This window comes from Pseudomonas sp. B21-032 (assembly GCF_024748965.1).
Taxonomy (GTDB): domain Bacteria; phylum Pseudomonadota; class Gammaproteobacteria; order Pseudomonadales; family Pseudomonadaceae; genus Aquipseudomonas.
The window spans coordinates 3,380,141-3,399,172 of the sequence record NZ_CP087180.1 but is presented as its reverse complement, the minus strand read 5'-3'; the positions used below and the strand labels follow the sequence as shown (position 1 = coordinate 3,399,172).

General features: G+C 64.0%; 11 protein-coding genes and 1 pseudogene. 9 read left to right on the top strand and 3 right to left on the bottom strand.

Annotation, left to right across the window (positions count from 1 at the left end; translation table 11 throughout):
• The first annotated feature begins 9 nt into the window (after positions 1 to 9).
• From LOY54_RS15540 to LOY54_RS15505, 8 genes and pseudogenes are all read left to right on the top strand, one after another.
• Positions 10 to 834, top strand: coding sequence for a peptidylprolyl isomerase (locus tag LOY54_RS15540; RefSeq protein ID WP_258607040.1), 825 nt, complete (start codon positions 10 to 12; stop codon positions 832 to 834).
• Positions 835 to 844: 10 nt separating this feature from the next.
• Complete coding sequence (moaA, locus tag LOY54_RS15535) at positions 845 to 1,837, top strand: GTP 3',8-cyclase MoaA (RefSeq protein ID WP_258607039.1); 993 nt, start codon at positions 845 to 847, stop codon at positions 1,835 to 1,837.
• Positions 1,838 to 2,009: 172 nt separating this feature from the next.
• Positions 2,010 to 4,223, top strand: a pseudogene (locus LOY54_RS15530) (ribonucleoside triphosphate reductase).
• Positions 4,220 to 4,915 carry an anaerobic ribonucleoside-triphosphate reductase activating protein gene (locus LOY54_RS15525; protein WP_258607038.1) on the top strand — a complete coding sequence of 232 codons (696 nt, stop codon included), beginning with the start codon at positions 4,220 to 4,222 and terminating at the stop codon, positions 4,913 to 4,915. Before LOY54_RS15530 ends, LOY54_RS15525 begins: the two are co-directional and overlap by 4 nt.
• A 12-nt stretch (positions 4,916 to 4,927) precedes the next feature.
• Positions 4,928 to 6,547 (top strand): methyl-accepting chemotaxis protein, encoded by a 1,620-nt coding sequence (locus LOY54_RS15520; RefSeq protein WP_195884336.1) that lies wholly within the window; start codon positions 4,928 to 4,930, stop codon positions 6,545 to 6,547.
• 95 nt (positions 6,548 to 6,642) lie between these two features.
• Entirely contained in the window at positions 6,643 to 6,864 is a 222-nt protein-coding gene (locus tag LOY54_RS15515) for a DUF3079 domain-containing protein (protein WP_258607037.1), read from the top strand.
• Between the two features lie 59 nt (positions 6,865 to 6,923).
• Positions 6,924 to 11,180 (top strand): NEL-type E3 ubiquitin ligase domain-containing protein, encoded by a 4,257-nt coding sequence (locus tag LOY54_RS15510; RefSeq protein ID WP_258607035.1) that lies wholly within the window; start codon positions 6,924 to 6,926, stop codon positions 11,178 to 11,180.
• Positions 11,177 to 15,706, top strand: a complete 4,530-nt coding sequence (locus tag LOY54_RS15505; RefSeq protein ID WP_258607033.1) for an NEL-type E3 ubiquitin ligase domain-containing protein — start codon at positions 11,177 to 11,179, stop codon at positions 15,704 to 15,706. The genes LOY54_RS15510 and LOY54_RS15505 overlap by 4 nt, the downstream gene beginning before the upstream one ends.
• A gap of 7 nt (positions 15,707 to 15,713) precedes the next feature.
• Here LOY54_RS15505 and LOY54_RS15500 read toward each other — a convergent pair whose 3' ends face one another.
• The 3 genes from LOY54_RS15500 to LOY54_RS15490 form a co-directional block, all read right to left on the bottom strand.
• Positions 15,714 to 15,962 (bottom strand): hypothetical protein, encoded by a 249-nt coding sequence (locus LOY54_RS15500; RefSeq protein ID WP_195884332.1) that lies wholly within the window; start codon positions 15,960 to 15,962, stop codon positions 15,714 to 15,716.
• A gap of 257 nt (positions 15,963 to 16,219) precedes the next feature.
• Positions 16,220 to 16,741, bottom strand: a complete 522-nt coding sequence (gloA, locus tag LOY54_RS15495) for a lactoylglutathione lyase (protein ID WP_258607031.1) — start codon at positions 16,739 to 16,741, stop codon at positions 16,220 to 16,222.
• A 216-nt stretch (positions 16,742 to 16,957) separates the two neighbouring features.
• Entirely contained in the window at positions 16,958 to 17,317 is a 360-nt protein-coding gene (locus LOY54_RS15490; RefSeq protein ID WP_093381900.1) for a histone-like nucleoid-structuring protein, MvaT/MvaU family, read from the bottom strand.
• Positions 17,318 to 17,681: 364 nt separating this feature from the next.
• On the opposite strand from LOY54_RS15490, the gene LOY54_RS15485 reads away from it, so the two are divergent.
• Positions 17,682 to 18,971 (top strand): OprD family porin, encoded by a 1,290-nt coding sequence (locus tag LOY54_RS15485; protein WP_258607029.1) that lies wholly within the window; start codon positions 17,682 to 17,684, stop codon positions 18,969 to 18,971.
• Positions 18,972 to 19,032 lie beyond the last annotated feature (61 nt).

Genomic DNA, 19,032 nt, shown 5'->3' with positions numbered 1-19,032 from the left:
GAGGTCGCCATGACGCACGCAAGCGAAGCGCAACTGATTGCCAGCAGCGAACAGCAGTGGCCGGTCATCAGTGTCAATGACGTGGTCATCAGCCAGCAGGCCCTGGCCCAGGAGCTGCAATACCACCCGGCCAAGGATCGTGAGGAGGCCGTGTACATGGCCGCCCGCGCCCTGGTGATCCGCGAGCTGATGCAGCAACGCATCGCCGAACTGGGGCTGGCGCTGCAGGTGGGCGCCGGCGAGAACCCGGAGGAAGCGGCCACGCGGTTACTGCTGGAGCGCGAAGTGCAGGTGCCCAGCTGTGACGAGGCCACCTGCCTGCGCTACTACCACAGCAACCGCGGGCGCTTTCACAGCGCGCCGCTGCTCGCGGTGCGGCACATCCTGCTCGAATGCGCGCCGGACGATGCCGAGGCGCGCAGCCTGGCCCTGGTCCAGGCCGAGATCCTGCATGAGCGGCTGTTGCAGTTCCCCGAGCAGTTCGCCGAGCTTGCGCAAAAGTACTCGGCCTGCCCGTCGAAGGCCCAGGGGGGTGAGCTGGGGCAGATCAGCAAGGGCCAGACCGTGCCAGAGCTTGAGCGCCAGCTGTTCACCCTGGCGCCGGGCCTCGCGCTCAAGCCGCTGGAAAGCCGCTACGGCTGGCACCTGGTCAGTGTCGACCAGCGCATCGAAGGCCAGGCCTTGCCTTACGAGGCAGTGGCCACGGCGATCCGCACCCAGTTGCAGCAGGGCGTGTGGCAAAAGGCCCTGGTGCAGTACCTGCAAACCCTGATCGGCGCCGCCGATATTCGTGGCATCCGCCTGCAGGGCGCCGATTCACCGCTGGTGCAATAAGGGGACGCTGATGAGCACTGTGATGCAGGACGGCTTCGGGCGGCAGATCGATTACCTGCGCATGTCGGTGACCGATCGTTGTGATTTTCGCTGTGTGTACTGCATGGCCAAACACATGACCTTCTTGCCGCGCCAGCAGGTGCTGACCCTCGAGGAGTTGCGGCGCCTGGCCACGCTGTTCGTCGGCCAGGGCGTGGGCAAGATCCGCCTGACCGGCGGTGAGCCGCTGATTCGCCCGGGTATCGTCGATCTGTGCCGTGACATTGCCGCCTTGCCCGGCCTGCGTGAACTGGTGATGACCAGCAATGGCTCGCAGCTGCAGCGCCTGGCCCGGCCGCTGGTAGAGGCCGGGGTCAAACGCATCAACATCAGCCTCGACAGCCTCGATGGCCAGCGCTTTCGGGCAATTACCCGCACGGGCGATCTGGATCAGGTGCTGCGCGGCATCGAGGCGGCGCGCGAGGCCGGTTTCGAAGGCATCAAGCTCAATTGCGTGGTGATGAAGGGGCGCAACTACGATGAGGTGTTGGCGCTGCTGCAGTACGCCATCGACCAGCGCATCGACATCACCTTCATCGAGGAAATGCCCTTGGGCGAGGTCGGCCGTGCGCGCGCTGAGTCGTTTTGCGCCAGCGACGAGGTACGGGCGCTGATTGCCAGCCGCCACGCTTTGCTCGACAGCGCCGAGCACAGCGGCGGGCCGGCGCGCTATGTGCGCCTGGCCCGGCACCCGGCAACGCGCATCGGTTTTATCTCGCCCAACAGCCACAACTTCTGCGCCAGCTGCAACCGGGTGCGGATGACGGTGGAAGGGCGCTTGCTGCTGTGCCTGGGGCAAGAGGATTCGCTGGATCTGCGCGGCTTGTTGCGCCGTTATCCGCTGGATGACCAACCGATCATCAGCGCGCTGCAACAGGCGTTGCGGCGCAAGCCGTTGCGCCATGATTTCAACCCGCAAGGGGAGGTGCAGATTTTGCGGTTCATGAGCATGAGCGGCGGGTGAGGGTGGCTGTCAGGGCCTTATCGCGGGGCAAGCCCGCTCCCACCCTGTAGGAGCGGGCTTGCCCCGCGATTCTTGATATCGATCAATTTCTTTCACCCGCTTTACCCGTAGCCTGCACTGCATATTGTGTTTCCAGATCAATAAACGTCTATATGTAGTGTCAGGAGGGCAAATGCACAGCACGCTGATCAGGGTAGGGCACAACCGGTTGCACAAGCGCGATGGCAGCCTGGTGGCCTTTGACGCCGACAAGATCCGCCAGGCGTTGATCGCCGCCGGCAAGGCCACTGGCGAATATGCCGAAGCCGAGGCAGACGGTTTGCTTGAAGCAGTCCTTGCCCACCTTGAGGGCTACTCCAAGCTGCACGTCGAGCAGATCCAGGACCGGGTCGAACGGGTGCTGATGGACGCCGGGCACTTCCTTTCGCTACGCGCCTATATCGTCTACCGCGAACAGCACGGACGCCTGCGCCGTGACCGCAAGACCCTGGTCGAAGTCGCCACCTCGATGAACGAGTACCTCAACCGCGAAGACTGGCGGGTGCAGGCCAACGCCAACCAGGGTTATTCCCTTGGCGGCCTGGTGCTCAATGTCTCCGGCAAGGTCACTGCCAACTACTGGCTCGACGAGGTCTACAGCGAAGCCATCGGCCGCGCCCATCGCGAGGCCGACCTGCATATCCACGACCTCGACATGCTCGCCGGCTACTGCGCCGGCTGGTCGCTGCGCAGCCTGCTGCACGAGGGCCTCAATGGCGTGCCCGGGCGGGTCGAGGCCGGCCCACCCCAACACCTGAGCAGCGCCCTGGGGCAGATGGTCAACTTTCTCGGCACCCTGCAGAACGAGTGGGCCGGAGCCCAGGCCTTCAGCTCCTTCGACACTTACCTGGCGCCCTACGTGCGCAAGGACCGGCTGAGCTATGAAGAGGTGCGCCAGGCCCTCCAGGAGTTCATCTACAACCTCAATGTGCCGTCGCGCTGGGGCACGCAAACGCCGTTTACCAACCTGACCTTCGACTGGGTCTGCCCGCAGGACCTGCGCGAGCAGATCCCGGTGATCGGCGGCGAAGAAATGCCCTTTGCCTACGGCGAGCTGCAAGCGGAGATGGACCTGCTCAACCGTGCCTACATCGAAGTGATGCAGGCCGGCGACGCCAAGGGCCGGGTGTTCACTTTCCCGATCCCGACCTACAACATCACCCACGACTTTCCCTGGGACAGCGACAACGCCGAGCGCCTGTTCGCCATGACCGCGCGCTATGGCCTGCCGTACTTCCAGAACTTCCTCAACTCGGACATGCAGCCCAACCAGGTGCGCTCGATGTGCTGTCGCCTGCAACTGGATGTGCGCGAACTGCTCAAACGTGGCGGCGGCCTGTTCGGCTCGGCCGAGCAGACCGGCTCGCTGGGGGTGGTGACCATCAACTGCGCGCGCCTGGGCTACCTGTACAAGGGCGACATCAGCGGCCTGTTGCAGCGCCTGGATGGGCTGATGGAGCTGGCCATGGAGAGCCTGGAGGTCAAGCGCAAGGTGATCCAGCATCACATGGATGCCGGGCTCTATCCGTACACCAAGCGCTACCTGGGCACCCTGCGAAATCACTTCTCGACCATCGGCGTCAACGGCCTGCACGAAATGCTGCGAAACTTCAGCGACGAGCAGATGGGCCTGCACACCGCCCAGGGCCGGCGCTTCGCCCTGAACCTGCTGGACCACGTGCGCGCCACTCTGGTGCGTTTCCAGGAAGAAACCGGCCACCTGTACAACCTCGAAGCCACCCCGGCCGAAGGCACCACCTACCGCTTCGCCAAGGAAGACCTCAAGCGCTTCCCCGACATCCTCCAGGCCGGCTGCAGCCAGGCGCCGTACTACACCAACTCCTCGCAACTGCCGGTGGGCTATACCGACGATCCGTTCGAGGCCCTGGAACTGCAGGACGAGCTGCAATGCAAGTACACCGGCGGCACCGTGCTGCACCTGTACATGGCCGAGCGGATCTCCTCGGCCCAGGCCTGCAAGCAACTGGTGCGCAGGGCCCTGGAGCGCTTCCGGCTGCCGTACCTGACCATTACCCCGACGTTCTCCATTTGCCCGGTGCATGGCTACCTGGATGGCGAACACGAGTTCTGCCCCAAATGCGACGAAGCGCTGCTGCTGGCCCAGCAGCAGGGCAGCGTGCATTGACCCGTTTTACCCTCAACAGCAAGGAGCTTCATCATGACTGCACAGCAAACCCTGCCGGCGGCGCAACGCCAACGGTGCGAAGTCTGGACCCGGGTCATGGGTTATCACCGCCCGGTGTCGGCGTTCAACCCCGGCAAACAGTCCGAGCACCACGAGCGGCTGCACTTCAATGAGGGCGCGGCAACGGCCGGGCATCCATGAGCCGAGCGCTGCGGGTCGGGGGCATGGTGCCCCTGACCACCCTCGATTACCCCGGCAAGCTCGCCTGTGTGCTGTTCTGCCAGGGCTGCGCCTGGCGCTGCCGTTACTGCCACAACCCGCAACTGATCCCGCCCCGGGGCCGTGATGAACTGCCCTGGGCGCAGGTACTGGCGTTTTTGCAGCGTCGCCGCGGCTTGCTCGATGCCGTGGTGTTCAGCGGCGGTGAGGCAACCCTGCAGGACAGCCTGCCCGAGGCCATGGCCCAGGTGCGGGCCATGGGCTTTGCCATCGGCCTGCACAGTGCCGGGATCAAGCCCGATGCGTTTGCCCGGGCATTGCCTGGGGCCGACTGGGTCGGCTTTGACGTCAAGGCGCTGGCCGAAGACTGCCAGTTGGTTACCGGCGTGCGCGGCAGTGGCCAGGCCAACTGGCGCAGCCTGGATTCCCTGCTGGCCAGCGGCGTCGACTACGAATGCCGCACCACGGTGCACTGGCACCTGATCGATCCACCGCGACTCCTCACCCTGGCCCGGCGCTTGAATGCGCTTGGGGTCCAACGCTTCGTCGTGCAGCGGGTACGCACGGCACGCATGCTCGACCCGCAGCTGCCCGGTGCTTCGGCACACAGATTGCTACCCGAGCTGTGGGACACCCTCCACACGCTGTTTCCCGCGTTTGAAGTACGCGACTAGTAAGGCTTTGAAATGACCAGATTGACCACAGCACAACGTATCCTCATCGGTTTTGCCATCGCGCCCCTGGCGCTTCTGGGCCTGGCCTTTTATGCATTGCATGACCTGGCCACGCTCAAAGAGCAGGCGGTGGTGATCGTCAAACAGGACTGGCCGAAGATCGAACCGATCATGGTCATCGCCACCGGGGTTCGCGACAACGCACGCAACACCCGCGACCTGTTGCTCGACAAGGACAACCTGCAGGTGCAGCAGGCCATCGACACCACCAAGCAGCGCATCAGCCAGGCCCTGGCAACGCTTGAGCCGCTGTTCTACCTGCCCGAGGGCAAGGCCGCCTACGCTGCGCTGAAAGCCAGCCGCGAAACCTATGTCGCGGCGTTTACCCAGGTACAGACACTGATCCGCCAGGGTGACGCGCAGGCGGCAATGACCCAGCTCAAGCAAAACGTGGTACCCGCCGAGCACGAGGTATACCAGCACCTGGAAAGCCTGATGGCCTTGCAGGGGCAGATCTTCGTCGAGCGCGAACAGGCCGCCCAGGCCCTGTACAACGACGCCCGGCTGAACATGCTCGGCCTGGTCGTGCTGTGCCTGCTGGCGGTGATCGCCGCTGCGCTGCTGGTGACCCGCAGCGTCACCCGGCCGTTGGGCGGCGAGCCGGATACCGCCGCGCGGGTGCTCAGCCGGATCGCCGAGGGCGACCTGACCATCGCCGTGCCGACCCATGGCAGTGCCGACGGCAGCGTGATGCTCAACATGCAGCAGATGCAGCAGAGCCTGAACAGCATGGTCAAGCACATCGCAGCTTCGGTGGAGCGCGTCGCCAGTTCTTCCGAGGAACTCAGCGCGGTCAGCAGCCAGACCAGCAGCAGCCTGCAGCTGCAGGGCCTGGAAATCGAACAGGCGGCAGCGGCGGTCAACGAGATGACCGCCGCGGTGGACGAAGTGGCGCGCAACGCGGTGAGCACCAGCGAAGCCTCGAAGGTCTCCGAACAAACCGCCCAGCGTGGCCGTGAACAGGTGCGCGAGACGGTCGCCTCGATCAGCACCCTGGCCGACGGCGTCAGCGATACCTCCGCGCGCATCCAGCAACTGGCCGGGCGTGTGCAGGACATCAGCACGGTGCTGGATGTGATCCGCAGCATCGCCGAACAGACCAACCTGCTGGCGCTCAACGCCGCCATCGAAGCAGCCCGCGCCGGTGATGCCGGGCGCGGCTTTGCCGTGGTCGCCGACGAGGTGCGGGCCCTGGCCCATCGTACCCAGGTGTCGACCCAGGAGATCGAGCAGATGATCGGCAACATCCGGCAGGACACCAGCGAAGCGGTGACCGCCATGCTCAGCAGCAGCGAGTTGGTGCACACCACCCTGGATGTGGCCCAGCGTGCCGGCGAAGCGCTGGAGGCGATCACCCGGTCGATTTCGCAGATCAACGAGCGCAACCTGATGATCGCCAGCGCCACCGAAGAACAGGCCCTGGTGGCCCGTGAGGTGGACCGCAACCTGGTGGGTATTCGCAACCTCTCCGAACAGGTGCTGCTGGGGGCGCAACACACCGACAGCGCCGGCCAGGACCTGGCGCAGATGGCCGGCAGCCTGAGCCAGACCGTGGCGCGCTTCAAGGTTTGATACCAGTCTGGATCAGCGCCCTTGATCTGTATCAAGGGCAAACCCGGCACTGGGCGCTAGCGTGAACGCTCGCCCATTGCCGCCTGAGGCACTTCATGGCCAAGCCCTTTCCTGTCAGCCCCAAGCACCCCGAGCGCATCTGCTGGGGCTGCGATCGCTACTGCGCGGCCAACGCCCTGGCTTGCGGCAACGGCGCCGACCGCACCATGCACCCGGCAGAAATGTTCGGTGACGACTGGAACGAGGAAGTTGACTACGGGCTGGCGTCGCCGGCCGGCAACGAAGGCGCAGCGCAGCGGGCCACACTACTTAAATAGCACCCGCGCAGACCATGGCCAGGGTCTGCTGCTGACTTTTCCAACACCAGGAAGTCAGCATGAACGACCACGACGATGCCTCGATCGACAGCTTTATCGCCCAGCGCCTGCCAGGCTGGTTACGGGATGCGCCGTTGGCTGCGGTGCAAGCTTTGCAGCAGAGCATGGGCGACAGTCAGCGCGCCCAGGTGCCGATGCAGGCACTGCTGGACTCGCTGCAGTCTCCTGAAGATTTTGCCGCGCCACTGTTGAGCGCAGCGCTGGGTGCGCGCTTTGCCCAACGAGTAAATGTGCGCACCTGGCGCTTGCGCCTGGTGCGGCGCATTCTCGACGGCCTGCCGCAAGCGTCACTGCCGCCGGTTTTTCGCGTGCAGACCACTTACCAGAGCCTGTTGCATGCCGCGCTGCACAATTTTGCGGCTGAAGAAACGGTGGAGGGTAGCCATGACGAACTGACCGCGATCATCGACGAAAAGGGCGTAGTGCAGCCGCTGTCGGTGGCAGCGTTCGCCAGCCTGTGCCGGGAACTGGACCTGGGTGGCCAGTACCAGGCTCACCTCAAGGCGCTGCTAAGCCCTGCTGGCGAGGTGGCCAGGCAGGTAAGCAAGACCCTGGAGCAGGCCAGCCGCAGCGGCCTGGCCGTCGCCCTCAACCAGGCCTGGATCAAGGGCGACCTCGACGCCGCCAGCCATGACTGTCTGTTGCGCGTCCTGGCGCTCAGGCCGCTGGTGCCCAATGCCACCTTGAGCAGTTTTCCCCACCACCTCAATCTGCTGGGCAAGCGTCTGGTCGGGGTGGTGGCGTTTGAGATGCGCGAGAAACTGTTCGATCCCAATGGCTATTCCGATGTTCTGGGGGTGGTCTTGTATGTGCCGGATGATCCGCTGCACCCGGTCAAACACTACAACTCGTGGAGTGCGGCGTATTCGGCGCTTGCCACACGCTTTGCGCAAGCAGGGTACGGGAAGTTCTTTCAACGCTTTGTCAGCGAACGCGATCGTGCGACATTCGTGATCACCCTGACGCGGCTGCTCAGGCAAGCCACGGCGGGCTCGGCAATCGAGCTCGATGGTCGACAGTTCTCCTTTGCCGGGCCGCTGCTGGCCACGCTGGCAGGCGCACGGATCAGCAAGATCGAGGACGACGCCCGGGTGCTGGCGGTGCCAACCGATGATGAAGACCGCGCCAACCGCAACGTCAGGTTGCAGGAGTACCTGGACGCCGGGTTGACCCTGGCGAACCTGGCGGCGTTTTTTGTTCCGGGGCTTGGGGAAGTGATGCTCGGTGTCGCCATCGGACAGATGCTCGGCGAGGTCTATCACGGTTATGAAGACTGGCAGCAGGGGGATCGAGAGGGGGCCTTGAACCACTTGCTCGGGGTGGCGGAGAACCTGGCGGCCAACGCCTTGCTGGTGGCCGGTGGCACGGCGTTGGTCAAGGCCGTGAAGCGTTCGGGCTTTGTCGATGGCCTGGTGCCGGTAACGCTAGCTGACCAGCACCAGCGCTTGTGGAGTCCCGACTGGCAATCGTACCGGGCCAATGCGTTCGAGCATCGCCTGGAGCTTCTCGGTACCACGGGCTGGCGCCCGGCCTGGGACAGCCCGCAGCACTGGCAGGATAGCCGGTTGATGCTCAGGCGTTACGGCGGGCAATGGGCCCGGGCATCCGACGCGCAACTGGACCGGGTACTGGCAATTACCGGCACCGAGGAGGCGCAGGTCAGGCACTGGCAGGTGCAGGGCGCGGCGGTGCCGGCGACGCTGGTCGATGCGCTGGAGCGCGTGCAGCTCGACCACCAGCTCGCCTCGATGCTCAGCAGCCTGACCGTGGGTAACGTCGGCCAGCCGGTACCCTTGCTATTACGGGCGCTGACCGCTATTGAGGGCTGGCCCGCACAAGTGCTGTTGCAGCTTGGTGATGAGCGTTTCGGCCAGCAGGCGCTCGAGCAATCGCGCACCATTGAACTGACCGGTGTGCCTTCGGCCAGTGGCGATTGGCTGAGTCAGGTTCTGCAGGCACTGGATGAAACCGAAAAGAGCACGCTGCTGAGCGATGACGCAGAGGGCCTGAGCGAGCGCCAGCAATTGATCGCGCGTCTGTCCAGTCACCTTGAACAGCAACGACCGGATGCCTTTGACTACCTCTATGCCCATAGGCGGACAAACCCCGGTGCCGGGGCGCAGATCCTCCAGCGCAACTTTCCCGGGCTGCCGCTGGTGGTTGCCGAAGAGATCTGCAGCCACGCCCGGGCCGATCACCTGCAGAGCCTGCTGGACACCTCGAAAGTGCCCTTGGCGATGCTGGAAGAGGCTCGCCTGTTGATGCGCGAAGTGCGCATCAACCGCGCCCTGGAAGCTGTCCACCTGCAGAGCCCGGGCCGGGCCAGCAGCGCTACGCTGGCGGCCCTGAGCGGGGCGCGACGCGAGGAGGTGGCTGGCATTATCGGCCTGAGCGAGCCGGGGCAGTGGTTTCACCCGCCGCAGCGCCTGGCCGACGGGCGTATTGGTTACCCCTTGAGCGGGCGTGGAGTGGGCGGGCGGCAGGCAGTCAATCGCGCCGTGCGTGAGTTGTACCCCACGTTCAGCGACGCCGAGGTTGGCGAATTCCTCACCGAGTTGCGGGTGTCTGGCCGCGAGTTGTGGAGCGGCTTGCAGGCACTGCATCAGGAGCTGGCAACCCTCAATGAAACCCTCTACAGCTGGCAAGCGGCCGACCCGATCCGTGGCGCTGCCCGCGAACGGGTCGCCGCGCGCTTGCGTCGCTGCTGGCGCCGGCAGACGGCGCGGGTGCGCAATCGCGGCGCCGACTATCGCCTGCTGCTCGAGCACGAGCCGATAGGTGCATTGCCGCAGCTTCCCGAGAGCATCAGCTTTGCTCATGTGGCGGAGATTACCCTCAATGACTTGCAGATCACCGAATTGCCGCCAGGCTTTCTCCAGCGCTTTAGCGCATTGCGCTGGCTGGATGTGGTGCACGGTGATCTCGCCCGAGTGCCTGAAGGCATTGACGGGCTGAATCATCTGACCTGGCTGAACCTCAGTCACAACCGGATTGCCTGGACCCCGGCCGACAATCAACTGCTGGTATCGCTGGGCCGCCTGGAGGTGCTCGACCTGGATCACAATCCGCTGGCGTCCCCGCCGGATGTGACCGCGCTGTCGCGCTTGCGCTTGTTGCGCCTGCGCAGTACCGCCATCACCACGGTCCCGGCCGGCTTGCTCAGCCGCCCGGCGCTGGAGAGCGCCGACCTGCGCGAAAACCCCATTGTGGTGTTGCAGGAGGGCCTGTTCAACGCCCCGCGGCGCATCCTCGAACGCATCAACTTCCACGACAACCCGCTCAACGCCGAGAGCCGCGAACGCTTGCTGGCGTTCGAACGCGCCGGTTTGTTGCCGGCGGTCGCCGGCTTCAGTCATGCGCGCTTCGACAACCTGCAGGAGGAGTGGCTGACGGGATCGCAAGACGAGGTGCGCGTGCAGCGCGCCCGGCAATGGCAGGCACTGCAGGGGGAGGAAGGCTCCGCCGACCTGTTTCGCCTGTTGGGTGACCTGCGTGAGACGGCCGACTTCAGGCGTCGGCGCCAGGACCTCACGCGCCGTGTCTGGGAGGTGCTTGAGGGTTGTTATGACGATACCGGCTTGCGCAACGAACTGTTCGCCCTGGCCGGCGCACCGCGAAGCTGCTCGGACAGCGTCGCCCTGAACTTCAGCGCCCTGGAGGTGCGCGCCCATGAACTCACCGCGACCCGTGGCCTTACCGGAGCCAGTCGCCAGCAACCGTTGCTGAACCTGGCCCGTTCGCTGTTTCGCCTGGATGAAGTGGACCGCCTGAGCGCCGAGGAAATCCAGCTGCGTCGCGCGATGGGCATGGCCCCGGACGAAATCGAAGTCCTGCTGGCTTTTCGCACCGGGCTTGCCGACGAACTGGAACTGGTCGGGCAGCCACGGAGCATGGCTTACCGTTTTGTCGCCGGCGTCGATCGGCATGCCTTGAACACCATGCGCGACCAGGTCCGCATGGCCGAGCGCACGCCACGCCTGGCGGCATCGGTGGCGGCACGGGGATTCTGGGTCCGCTTTATCGAAGCGCATCAACAGGCGGCGTTCGATGCGCTCGACCAGCCGTTCTTCCAGCAACTGGAATCGCTGCAGGCGATGCAGGCCGAACTCACCGACCAGCAGTACCTGCAGCGCAGCAATGACATCGGTGCGGCCCGGGAAGCGGCGCGTGGCGAACTGGTCCTGCAGTTGACCACCCTTGCCCTTGGGCAACACCCCTCGGCCAGCGCCGGTGGCATCAGCGAGGAGGGGCGATGAGCACGCCAGGCCCGCAGGCGCACGTGCCAGTGAACGACAGCCAGGTCCATGACTACCTGCCTCAATGGCTGCTGCAGGCGCCGGCCGAGCGCCTGCTGGCCCTGAGCCGCGCAATGCAGTTGAGCCAGCAGCAACGTACCCGGGTTGCTGGCGTACTGTCGAACATTCAACCACTCGATAGTTTCGCCCGCACCTTGCTGCGGCAACAATTGCGCAGGCAGACCGGCGTGGACCTTGACGTCGAGCACAACCAACTGGTCCACACCCGGCACCTGAGCCGAACCTCGACTTTGCTGTCGCTGCCGCGCCAGGGTTCAACCGCAGTGGTCTCCAGCCACAGCCTGTTACAGGCGGCGCTACAGAACTTCAGCGCGGCCGAGGCGGCCAATGGCGGGCTTGCGGGCAAGGCCCGGCTGCAGTTCGTGCGACCGCTGGCAACCTCGGCGCAATTGACTCCCGAATCCTTCGCCGGCTTGTGCCGCACACTCGACCTGGGTGGCCGCTACCAGCGGCATCTGGATCAGGTGCTGACGGACGAGTTCACGCAAATGCTGCGGCGCAGCCACTACCACGACCTGGAAGTCGCCGCGTTGCTCGCGGTACTCAGTGGCGCGCTCGATGAGTACGGCTTCACGGCACTCCTGCAGCATATTCATGCAGATTTTCTGCAGCCGGGCGATGACCCGGTCATCCGCCCCCTGCAGGTGCGTTTGGGTGGGGTGAGGCTCAGTGGCATGGTGGTCTTCGAGCTATTGCCGGAGTCGGCCTTCAATACATCGCCGGGCGTGGTGCGCCTTGGCCAACTGAACTGGCTATTGTACATCCCCGGTGACCCACAACGTCCGTTGGTTCAGTTCAGTGCCCGGGAAGATATGCTGGGTGAGCTGGGAGTGCGCTTGAAATCGCCCGGCTACGCGCGCTGGTTCACGCGCTTCGTGCCCCAGGCCGAGCAACCGGCATTTGCCGCGACCCTGGGTGAGCTGCGCCAGCGCGCTGCGCCGGGCGCGCCGCTGGCAATAAGCATGGGCTTGTCGGCCTTCGCCGGGCCGTTGTTCAGTACCCTTGCCAGCCAACAGCTGGCGAAGATCCGCAACGATGCGCGCACCCTGGCCGTGCCTACCGATGACGAAGATGAAAAACAGCGGGTGGAACGCCTGCATGCCTACGAGACCGCCGGCTTGTTGTTGCTCAATGTTGCCGGTTTGTTTGTGCCGGTACTGGGTGCGGTAATGCTCGGCGTGGCTGCAGCGCAGTTGGCCTCGCAATTGTTCGAAGGCTTTGGGGACTGGCTGCAGGGCGACAGCGACAAGGCGCTCGAACACCTGACCGACGTGGTCGAGAACCTGGCGTTGTTTGCGGCCGCTGGCGCCGGCGTGCACCTGGTGGGCAAGGCGCTGCGCCACGCAGCCTTCATCGAGGCGCTGGTACCGGTCAGTAGCCGGCAAGGCCAGGCGCGTTTGTGGAAGCCCGACCTGGCGGGTTACCAGGCCCGGATCGAACCGGGTACGGCTGATGCCCAAGGGTTCATTGGCGGCGCCCCGGGCCCTTATCTCACCCTGGACGACCGGGTTTACGCGGTGGAGCACGACAGCGCTCTGGGGCAATGGCGCATCGTCCATCCCGAGGGGGGCGAACGCTATTCGCCGGTCCTGCAGGGCAATGCTCGGGGAGGGTGGCGCCATGGCGGGGAGAACCCGCTGCAGTGGCAAGACACGCGGTTCATGCTCAAGCGCCTGCTACCTGAGCTGGCAACGCTGGCGGAGCCTGCGCAAGAACAGATTCTGACCATAAGCGGCCTTGATGGCGGGCAGTTACGCCGCTTGCACCTGGACAACCTGGCGGCTCCAGGCCTGCTGCGCGACTGCCTGTTGCGCTGGCGTCTGGATCAGGACATCGAGCGTTTTATCGACCAGCTTGCGGCTGGGGCACCGCTGGACACCACAGAGGCGCAGATGCGTGACTACCTGGTGTCGCGCCTGCCCGCTGACACTACCGCCAGCCCTGCGCCCGGGGTGCTGGCCCGGCACGCAAGGATGCTGCGCCAGGCGCTGTTCAGCCATTGCTATGGCCTGCGTACGCGCCTGGCGGGCATCGCCGAATCCGTGGTCCAGGTGGATTTTCCCGAGCTGCCTAGCAGCCTCGTCGGTGATCTGCTCGAGGCGGCCAGTGACGCTGAGCTGGAACGCCTGGTGGAGCAATGGCGGGTGCCTCTGGCGATGGCCAACCGCATACGGGCGCCGTTGCACGATGTACGGATCAGCCGCGCCGTCGAAGGGCTGTACCTGCAATCGGTGCGCAGCCGCGACAGCGACAGGTTGTTCCTGGCCTTGCTTGGGCAACTGCCAGGCTGGCCGCAGGCGCTGGCTATCGAGGTGTTCGAAGGCAGCCTGTCAGGGCCCAGACTCGTCCCGGCCGCGATAGCGACCGGCAGCCGTCGCGTCCAGATCGTCAGGCTGGAGTCGGGATACCAGCTGTATCGCCAGGCGGGGGAGCACGCGGGCGAGTTTTACCTTGATCTGTTCAGTGCCTTGAGCAACGCGCTGTCTGCCTCGGAACAGGCGGCGCTGGACACGCCGCTGCGCAGCCGCCTTGGCGAGCTGTTGCACCTGCACCGCGGCAAGGTTGGGCAGTGGCTGCAACCGACGCCCAGGCAACGCCCCTGGTTCAACCCGCCACAGCGCTTGGCCGATGGGCGTATCGGCTATCCCTTGAGTGGTCGCGGCCTGTTCGGTGGGCGCCGCGCGGCCCAGGTGCGGGATATCCGCCAGCTGTACCCGGGGCTCTCGGATACCGACGCCGATGCCTTTGTCGACGCACTGCAGCGCAATGGTGTCGACGTCGCGGCGCGCATCAAAGCCTATCAGCGTGAATACCAGCTGCTCGACGGCACCTTGCGGGCCTGGAGCCAATCAGTAGCCGTCGATGAAGCGGGCCAGGCCCTGCGCCGCAGCCGTCAGCAGGCGGCGCTGCTGATCCGCCGTGCCTGGCGCAAGCTGTCGCCCAAACGTTGGTCCAACCACAGCGTCATCGGTTACAGCCTGAGCCTCGAAGGGCTGTACACCGGCGACTTGCCAGGCTGGCCGGCCGAGGTCAATTTTGACCATGTGGTCGATCTACAGTTGCACAACATGGGCCTGGGCGACGCCTCGGCGGCTTTCCTGCTGCCCTTCAAGCGCTTGCGCGAGTTGAACCTGGGCAACAACGCCCTGACCCGTTTGCCCGACGCCCTCAGTGGCATGCCGGCGCTGGCGCGCTTGTTGGCGCCGGGTAACCATATCGAACTCGACCAGCAGGCGGCCCGGCAACTGGCCGGGCTGTCGCAACTGCGCATCCTCAACCTCAATGACAATCCTGTGGGGCCCTTGCTGGACCTTGAACGTTTGTCGCGCCTGGAGGAGGTGCAACTGCGCAACACCGGGCTGCAAGCCTGGCCGCACGGGCTGTTGAACCGCTATCACGGCTACCGCCTGGACCTGCGCAACAACCAGATCGACAGCCTGCCGCAAGCGGTGCTCGACGCCCCGGGCTGGATCAACCGCGGGCTGGCGCTGCATGACAACCCGCTGTCGCAGGCAACCTTTGAACAGCTTGAGCAGTACCAGCAGCGCACCGGTATTCGCCTGGCCAGCCGCCGTAGTCATCAGTCGCCAGTGAGCAAGGCGCGGCGCCTGTGGCTGCAAGCGGCGCCGGCCGGCGACAGCGCCCAGGCGCTGACTACCTGGCAGGCATTGGCCGACGAGCCGCAGGCGACAGGTTTGTTCCAGCTGCTGGCCGACCTCAGCGTGACTGCCGAGTTTCAGCGCACGCCTGCTGACCTGGGGGGGCGAGTATGGGCTTTGCTTGATGCCGCCAGCAAAGCGCCCGAACTGCGCGAGTCGCTGTTCGAGCTTGCGGCCTCACCAATCACCTGCGGTGACAGCGTCACCCTCAATTTTGCCACCCTGGAAATCCGCGCGTCGGTATACATCGCCTCGCACCTGGCGACCGACCAGCCTCTGGCACAGCGGCTATTGAGCCTGGGTCGGCGGCTGTTTCGCCAGGAGCAACTGGACCTGCTGGTTGCCGAGCAGGCGCAGGCGCCAACAAACGCGGCGGCAGTTGTCGATGTCGTCGAGCTGAACCTGGCCTACCGCATTGCCCTGGGCGAGGCCCTGGACTTGCCGAGCAAGCCACAGAGCATGTTGTTCCCGGCCCTGGCGCCGCTGGATGAGGGCGAGATCGCCAGCGCCCGCCAGCGCATCGAGGGCCTTGAACAGACGCAGGCGTTGCAGCGCTTCATCGGTGGCCGGGACTTCTGGCTCGACTACCTCAAGGAGCAACACAAGGCGCAGTTCGAAGCCCTTGACCTGCCTTATCGCAACCAGCTGGAGGCGATCATGGACAGCCAGGGCGAGCTGCGCGATGACGATTATCTTCAGCGCATGCGGGCATTGACCAGTGCCCGCGAGCACGCCGAAGCGAACCTGGCGTTGCGTTTGACCGAGGAGGCGTGGGCCGCCTTCGTGGCCCAGGCGGCCGAACCGTGAAGGTGCCTCAGAACAGTTGCTGGCGCCTGTCCAGTTGCTGATCGACCAGCCACTTGCCGTGGGCCAGCGCCGCATGCTGGGCGTTTTCCAGGTCGGCCAGGTAGGCCATCTTCACTGGCAATGACAAGCGCCGGCTGGTGTGGCCTTCGGGATCGGTGATCAGGCAGCCGGCGTTATAGGGCGTGGGGATGCCGGGGTGGGTTTCGACGCTGGCGGTGATGGTGTGGTTGCGATGCTCGCATTGAAGGGTTTTCATCGTCCTTACCTCGCTGCTGTGGTATCGAAAGCGCCTCAGTCAGGGTGCTTTTTCGGGTATACCACAGCAGCGGCGCGGTTGGATCCGGGCCGACGAACGTCAGCTTCAGCGAAACGCCGGCAGCAATCCGTTGATGGGGCGTGATCCTCGGAAGCTAGACCGTAATACGTGATTTGCAGGTGTAATAGTTGGCTGCGAGCGCTGGCAAGTCCGGCTCCCACAGCTCTGGCGCACACCGTGGGAACCGGCGAGAAGGATCAGAACTCGGTCGGCTGGATGATCTCGACCCAGTAGTCATCCGGGTCCTTGATGAATGCCAGGTGCTTCATGCGGCCGTCGCTCAGGCGCTTCTGGAAGGTGACGCCCAGTTGCTCGAAACGCTCGCAGGCGGCGCGGATGTCCGGCACCGAGATGCAGATATGACCGAAGCCACGCGGGTCGGTGTTGCCGTTGTGGTAGGCAAACCCGGCGTCGTTTTCAGTGCCGTGGTTGTGGGTCAGCTCGAGAATGCCCGGGATCGATTTCATCCACTCGGTGCGCTGGGCAGCATCGGCCGGGATCTGCGCCTTGTCGACCAGGGCGAGGAAGTACAGGCTGAACTCGGCCTCGGGGAAGTCGCGCTTCTCGACCAGGCTGAAGCCCAGCACGCGGGTGTAGAAGTCCAGGGACTTGGCAACGTCCTTGACCCGCAGCATGGTGTGGTTGAAAACGAAATTGTGGGTCGCGGCATCCGGTTGCGCGGTGACACCAGGGAGGGTGTCGAGATGGTTCAGGCTCATGGGCTCTCCGCATTTGAGGCTGGCAACAGCGTTGCCAGCAAAACAGTCAGGGCGTCATGATACGGAACTGAAGCGATTGCGCAAACGATTTGCGCCCCGCCTTTGTGGGGCGGGGCGCAAGAATTAGAAGCCCGCCGAAGCGGGCGTATGGGGCGCTAGTCCGTTAGCAGTCTTCATCCTGAGCCAGTCGATGTGAAAAAAGTGTGAAGGGTTTTTTCACCTGCGCAACCAGCTGTCGACAGTCTTGGCCCCGTACTGCTCCTTCCAGGCCTTGAGGCCGCGGTGGTTGCCACCCTTGGTTTCGATCAACTCGCCGGTGTGCGGGTTTTCATAAACCTTTACCACCCGCGCACGGCGTTGTTTAGGTGCACTGGGCGGGGCTTTGTGGGTAGCCTTCGGGTCGAGGATCGCGACAATATCGCGCAGGCCCTTGTCGTAGTGTTTCATCAGGTCGACAAGTTTCTTCTCGAACTCGATTTCACGCTTCAGGCCGGCGTCTTTTTTCAGCGCCTCCAATTGCGCCATTTGTTCCTGAAGGGCCTTTTCGGCGGCGCGGAACTCTGCAAGTCTGGACACTGTCATCACTCCTTTAAGTCTGCAGTGGCCCGGCATGCGTGTAGATAGCAACATTCTGTATAACGCAGCCGCCACCGGGTTGGGCACAACATCGCACTAATAAAGAGTGTAGTAGTCGTCGCGCAGTGGGTAAACATTAAACTTTTATATTGTGTGTTATGGAACTTTCTTAATTGCCACCAGACCTTGACCAAAGAACTAGTCAATATTCCGCCAGCGGCCTTAGACCATGGTCCAATGGCCCGAAATAGAGCGGTTGCGAGATCATGATCGGTCACCGTCGACTGCCATCGACGCTGGGAGCATTGTCGGCGCCGGGATCGGCGCCGGTTGTTTTTTGCCTTTCTTTCGGATTTCGCTTCTCATGTTTGCCCCATACCCTCTCGCGCCCGGGCGCAGCCTTGTCGGCCTGCTCGCGATGTTTGCTGCTGTCTCGACACAGGCCGCTGGTTTTCTTCAAGACAGCAGCGCCAAAGTCGAAGCACGCAACGTCTACTTCAATCGTGACTTTCGCGATGGTCATACCAGTTCCGACCAGGGCGCGTCGAAACGCGAAGAGTGGGCCCAGGGCTTTATTCTCAATGTGCAGTCTGGTTATACCGAAGGCACTGTAGGATTTGGTGTAGATGCCATCGGCATGCTCGGCTTCAAACTCGACTCCAGTCCGGCCGATAGCAACAGTGGTCTGTTGCCCTCCAGCGGACATGATCCGCGTGGTTCGGTAGACCAGTACGCGAAGATGGGCGTAGCCGGCAAGATGCGTTATTCGCAGACTGTGCTCAAGGTCGGTTCGATGATGCCGGACATGCCGCTGCTCAAGTACAACGACGGCCGCCTGTTGCCGACGATGTTCCAGGGCGCGATGCTGAGCTCCGAAGAATTCAAGGACCTGAAGTTCACCGTGGCGCGCCTGGACAAGTACACCGCGCGGGACTCGACCGACCGCGAGGACATTCGCGTTCACTGCAAGAACAAGCGCTACGCCTGTGGTACCACGGCCGATCATTTCGACATGGCCGGGATCGACTACAAGTTCAATGACCGCCTCAGTGCGCAATACCAGGTAGGCAAACTTGAAAACATCTACCGCCAGCACTTTTTCGGCCTGGTGGTCAGCCAGCCGCTGAGCGTCGGCAGCCTGTCGGCCGACCTGCGCCTGATAAAAAGCGATGACATTGGCCGTGCCCGCGCCGGTGACATCGATCACCGCGCCTTCAGCGGTATGCTCGGCTACAGCCTTGGTGGTCACAAGGTCAGCGCCGGCTGGCAGCGCATGTATGGCGAGAACGCCATGCCGTACCTGGATGGCAGCAACCCGTACCTGGTCAACTACGCTCAGGTCAACGACTTCGCGGCGGCCCAGGAGCGTTCCTGGCAACTGCGTTACGACTACGACTTCAAGGCCATGGGTGTACCGGGCCTGAGCTTCTTTACCCGTTACATCAACGGCGACCATATCAAGGTCCCGGGCAGCCTGGCCGAGGGCAAGGAGTGGGAGCGCGACAGCGAACTCAAGTACCAGGTCCAGAGCGGCACCTTCAAGGATGTCAGCGTGCGCCTGCGTAACTCCACCTACCGCAGCAACTATGAGAAGTATGCCCGCGACATGGACGAAACCCGGGTGATCGTCAGCTACAACTTCTCGATTTTCTAAAGCGCAGTACATTGCCATTGTGCTTCGGCCAGCCGACTATGAAGGCTGGCCGAATCATGGA

Coding starts and splice junctions, on each gene's coding strand:
- gloA (WP_258607031.1), bottom strand. CDS start 16,741: ATGAGCCTGAACCATCTCGACACCCTCCCTGGTGTCACCGCGCAACCG.
- LOY54_RS15505 (WP_258607033.1), top strand. CDS start 11,177: ATGAGCACGCCAGGCCCGCAGGCGCACGTGCCAGTGAACGACAGCCAG.
- moaA (WP_258607039.1), top strand. CDS start 845: ATGAGCACTGTGATGCAGGACGGCTTCGGGCGGCAGATCGATTACCTG.
- LOY54_RS15525 (WP_258607038.1), top strand. CDS start 4,220: ATGAGCCGAGCGCTGCGGGTCGGGGGCATGGTGCCCCTGACCACCCTC.
- LOY54_RS15500 (WP_195884332.1), bottom strand. CDS start 15,962: ATGAAAACCCTTCAATGCGAGCATCGCAACCACACCATCACCGCCAGC.
- LOY54_RS15515 (WP_258607037.1), top strand. CDS start 6,643: ATGGCCAAGCCCTTTCCTGTCAGCCCCAAGCACCCCGAGCGCATCTGC.
- LOY54_RS15485 (WP_258607029.1), top strand. CDS start 17,682: ATGTTTGCCCCATACCCTCTCGCGCCCGGGCGCAGCCTTGTCGGCCTG.
- LOY54_RS15510 (WP_258607035.1), top strand. CDS start 6,924: ATGAACGACCACGACGATGCCTCGATCGACAGCTTTATCGCCCAGCGC.
- LOY54_RS15540 (WP_258607040.1), top strand. CDS start 10: ATGACGCACGCAAGCGAAGCGCAACTGATTGCCAGCAGCGAACAGCAG.
- LOY54_RS15520 (WP_195884336.1), top strand. CDS start 4,928: ATGACCAGATTGACCACAGCACAACGTATCCTCATCGGTTTTGCCATC.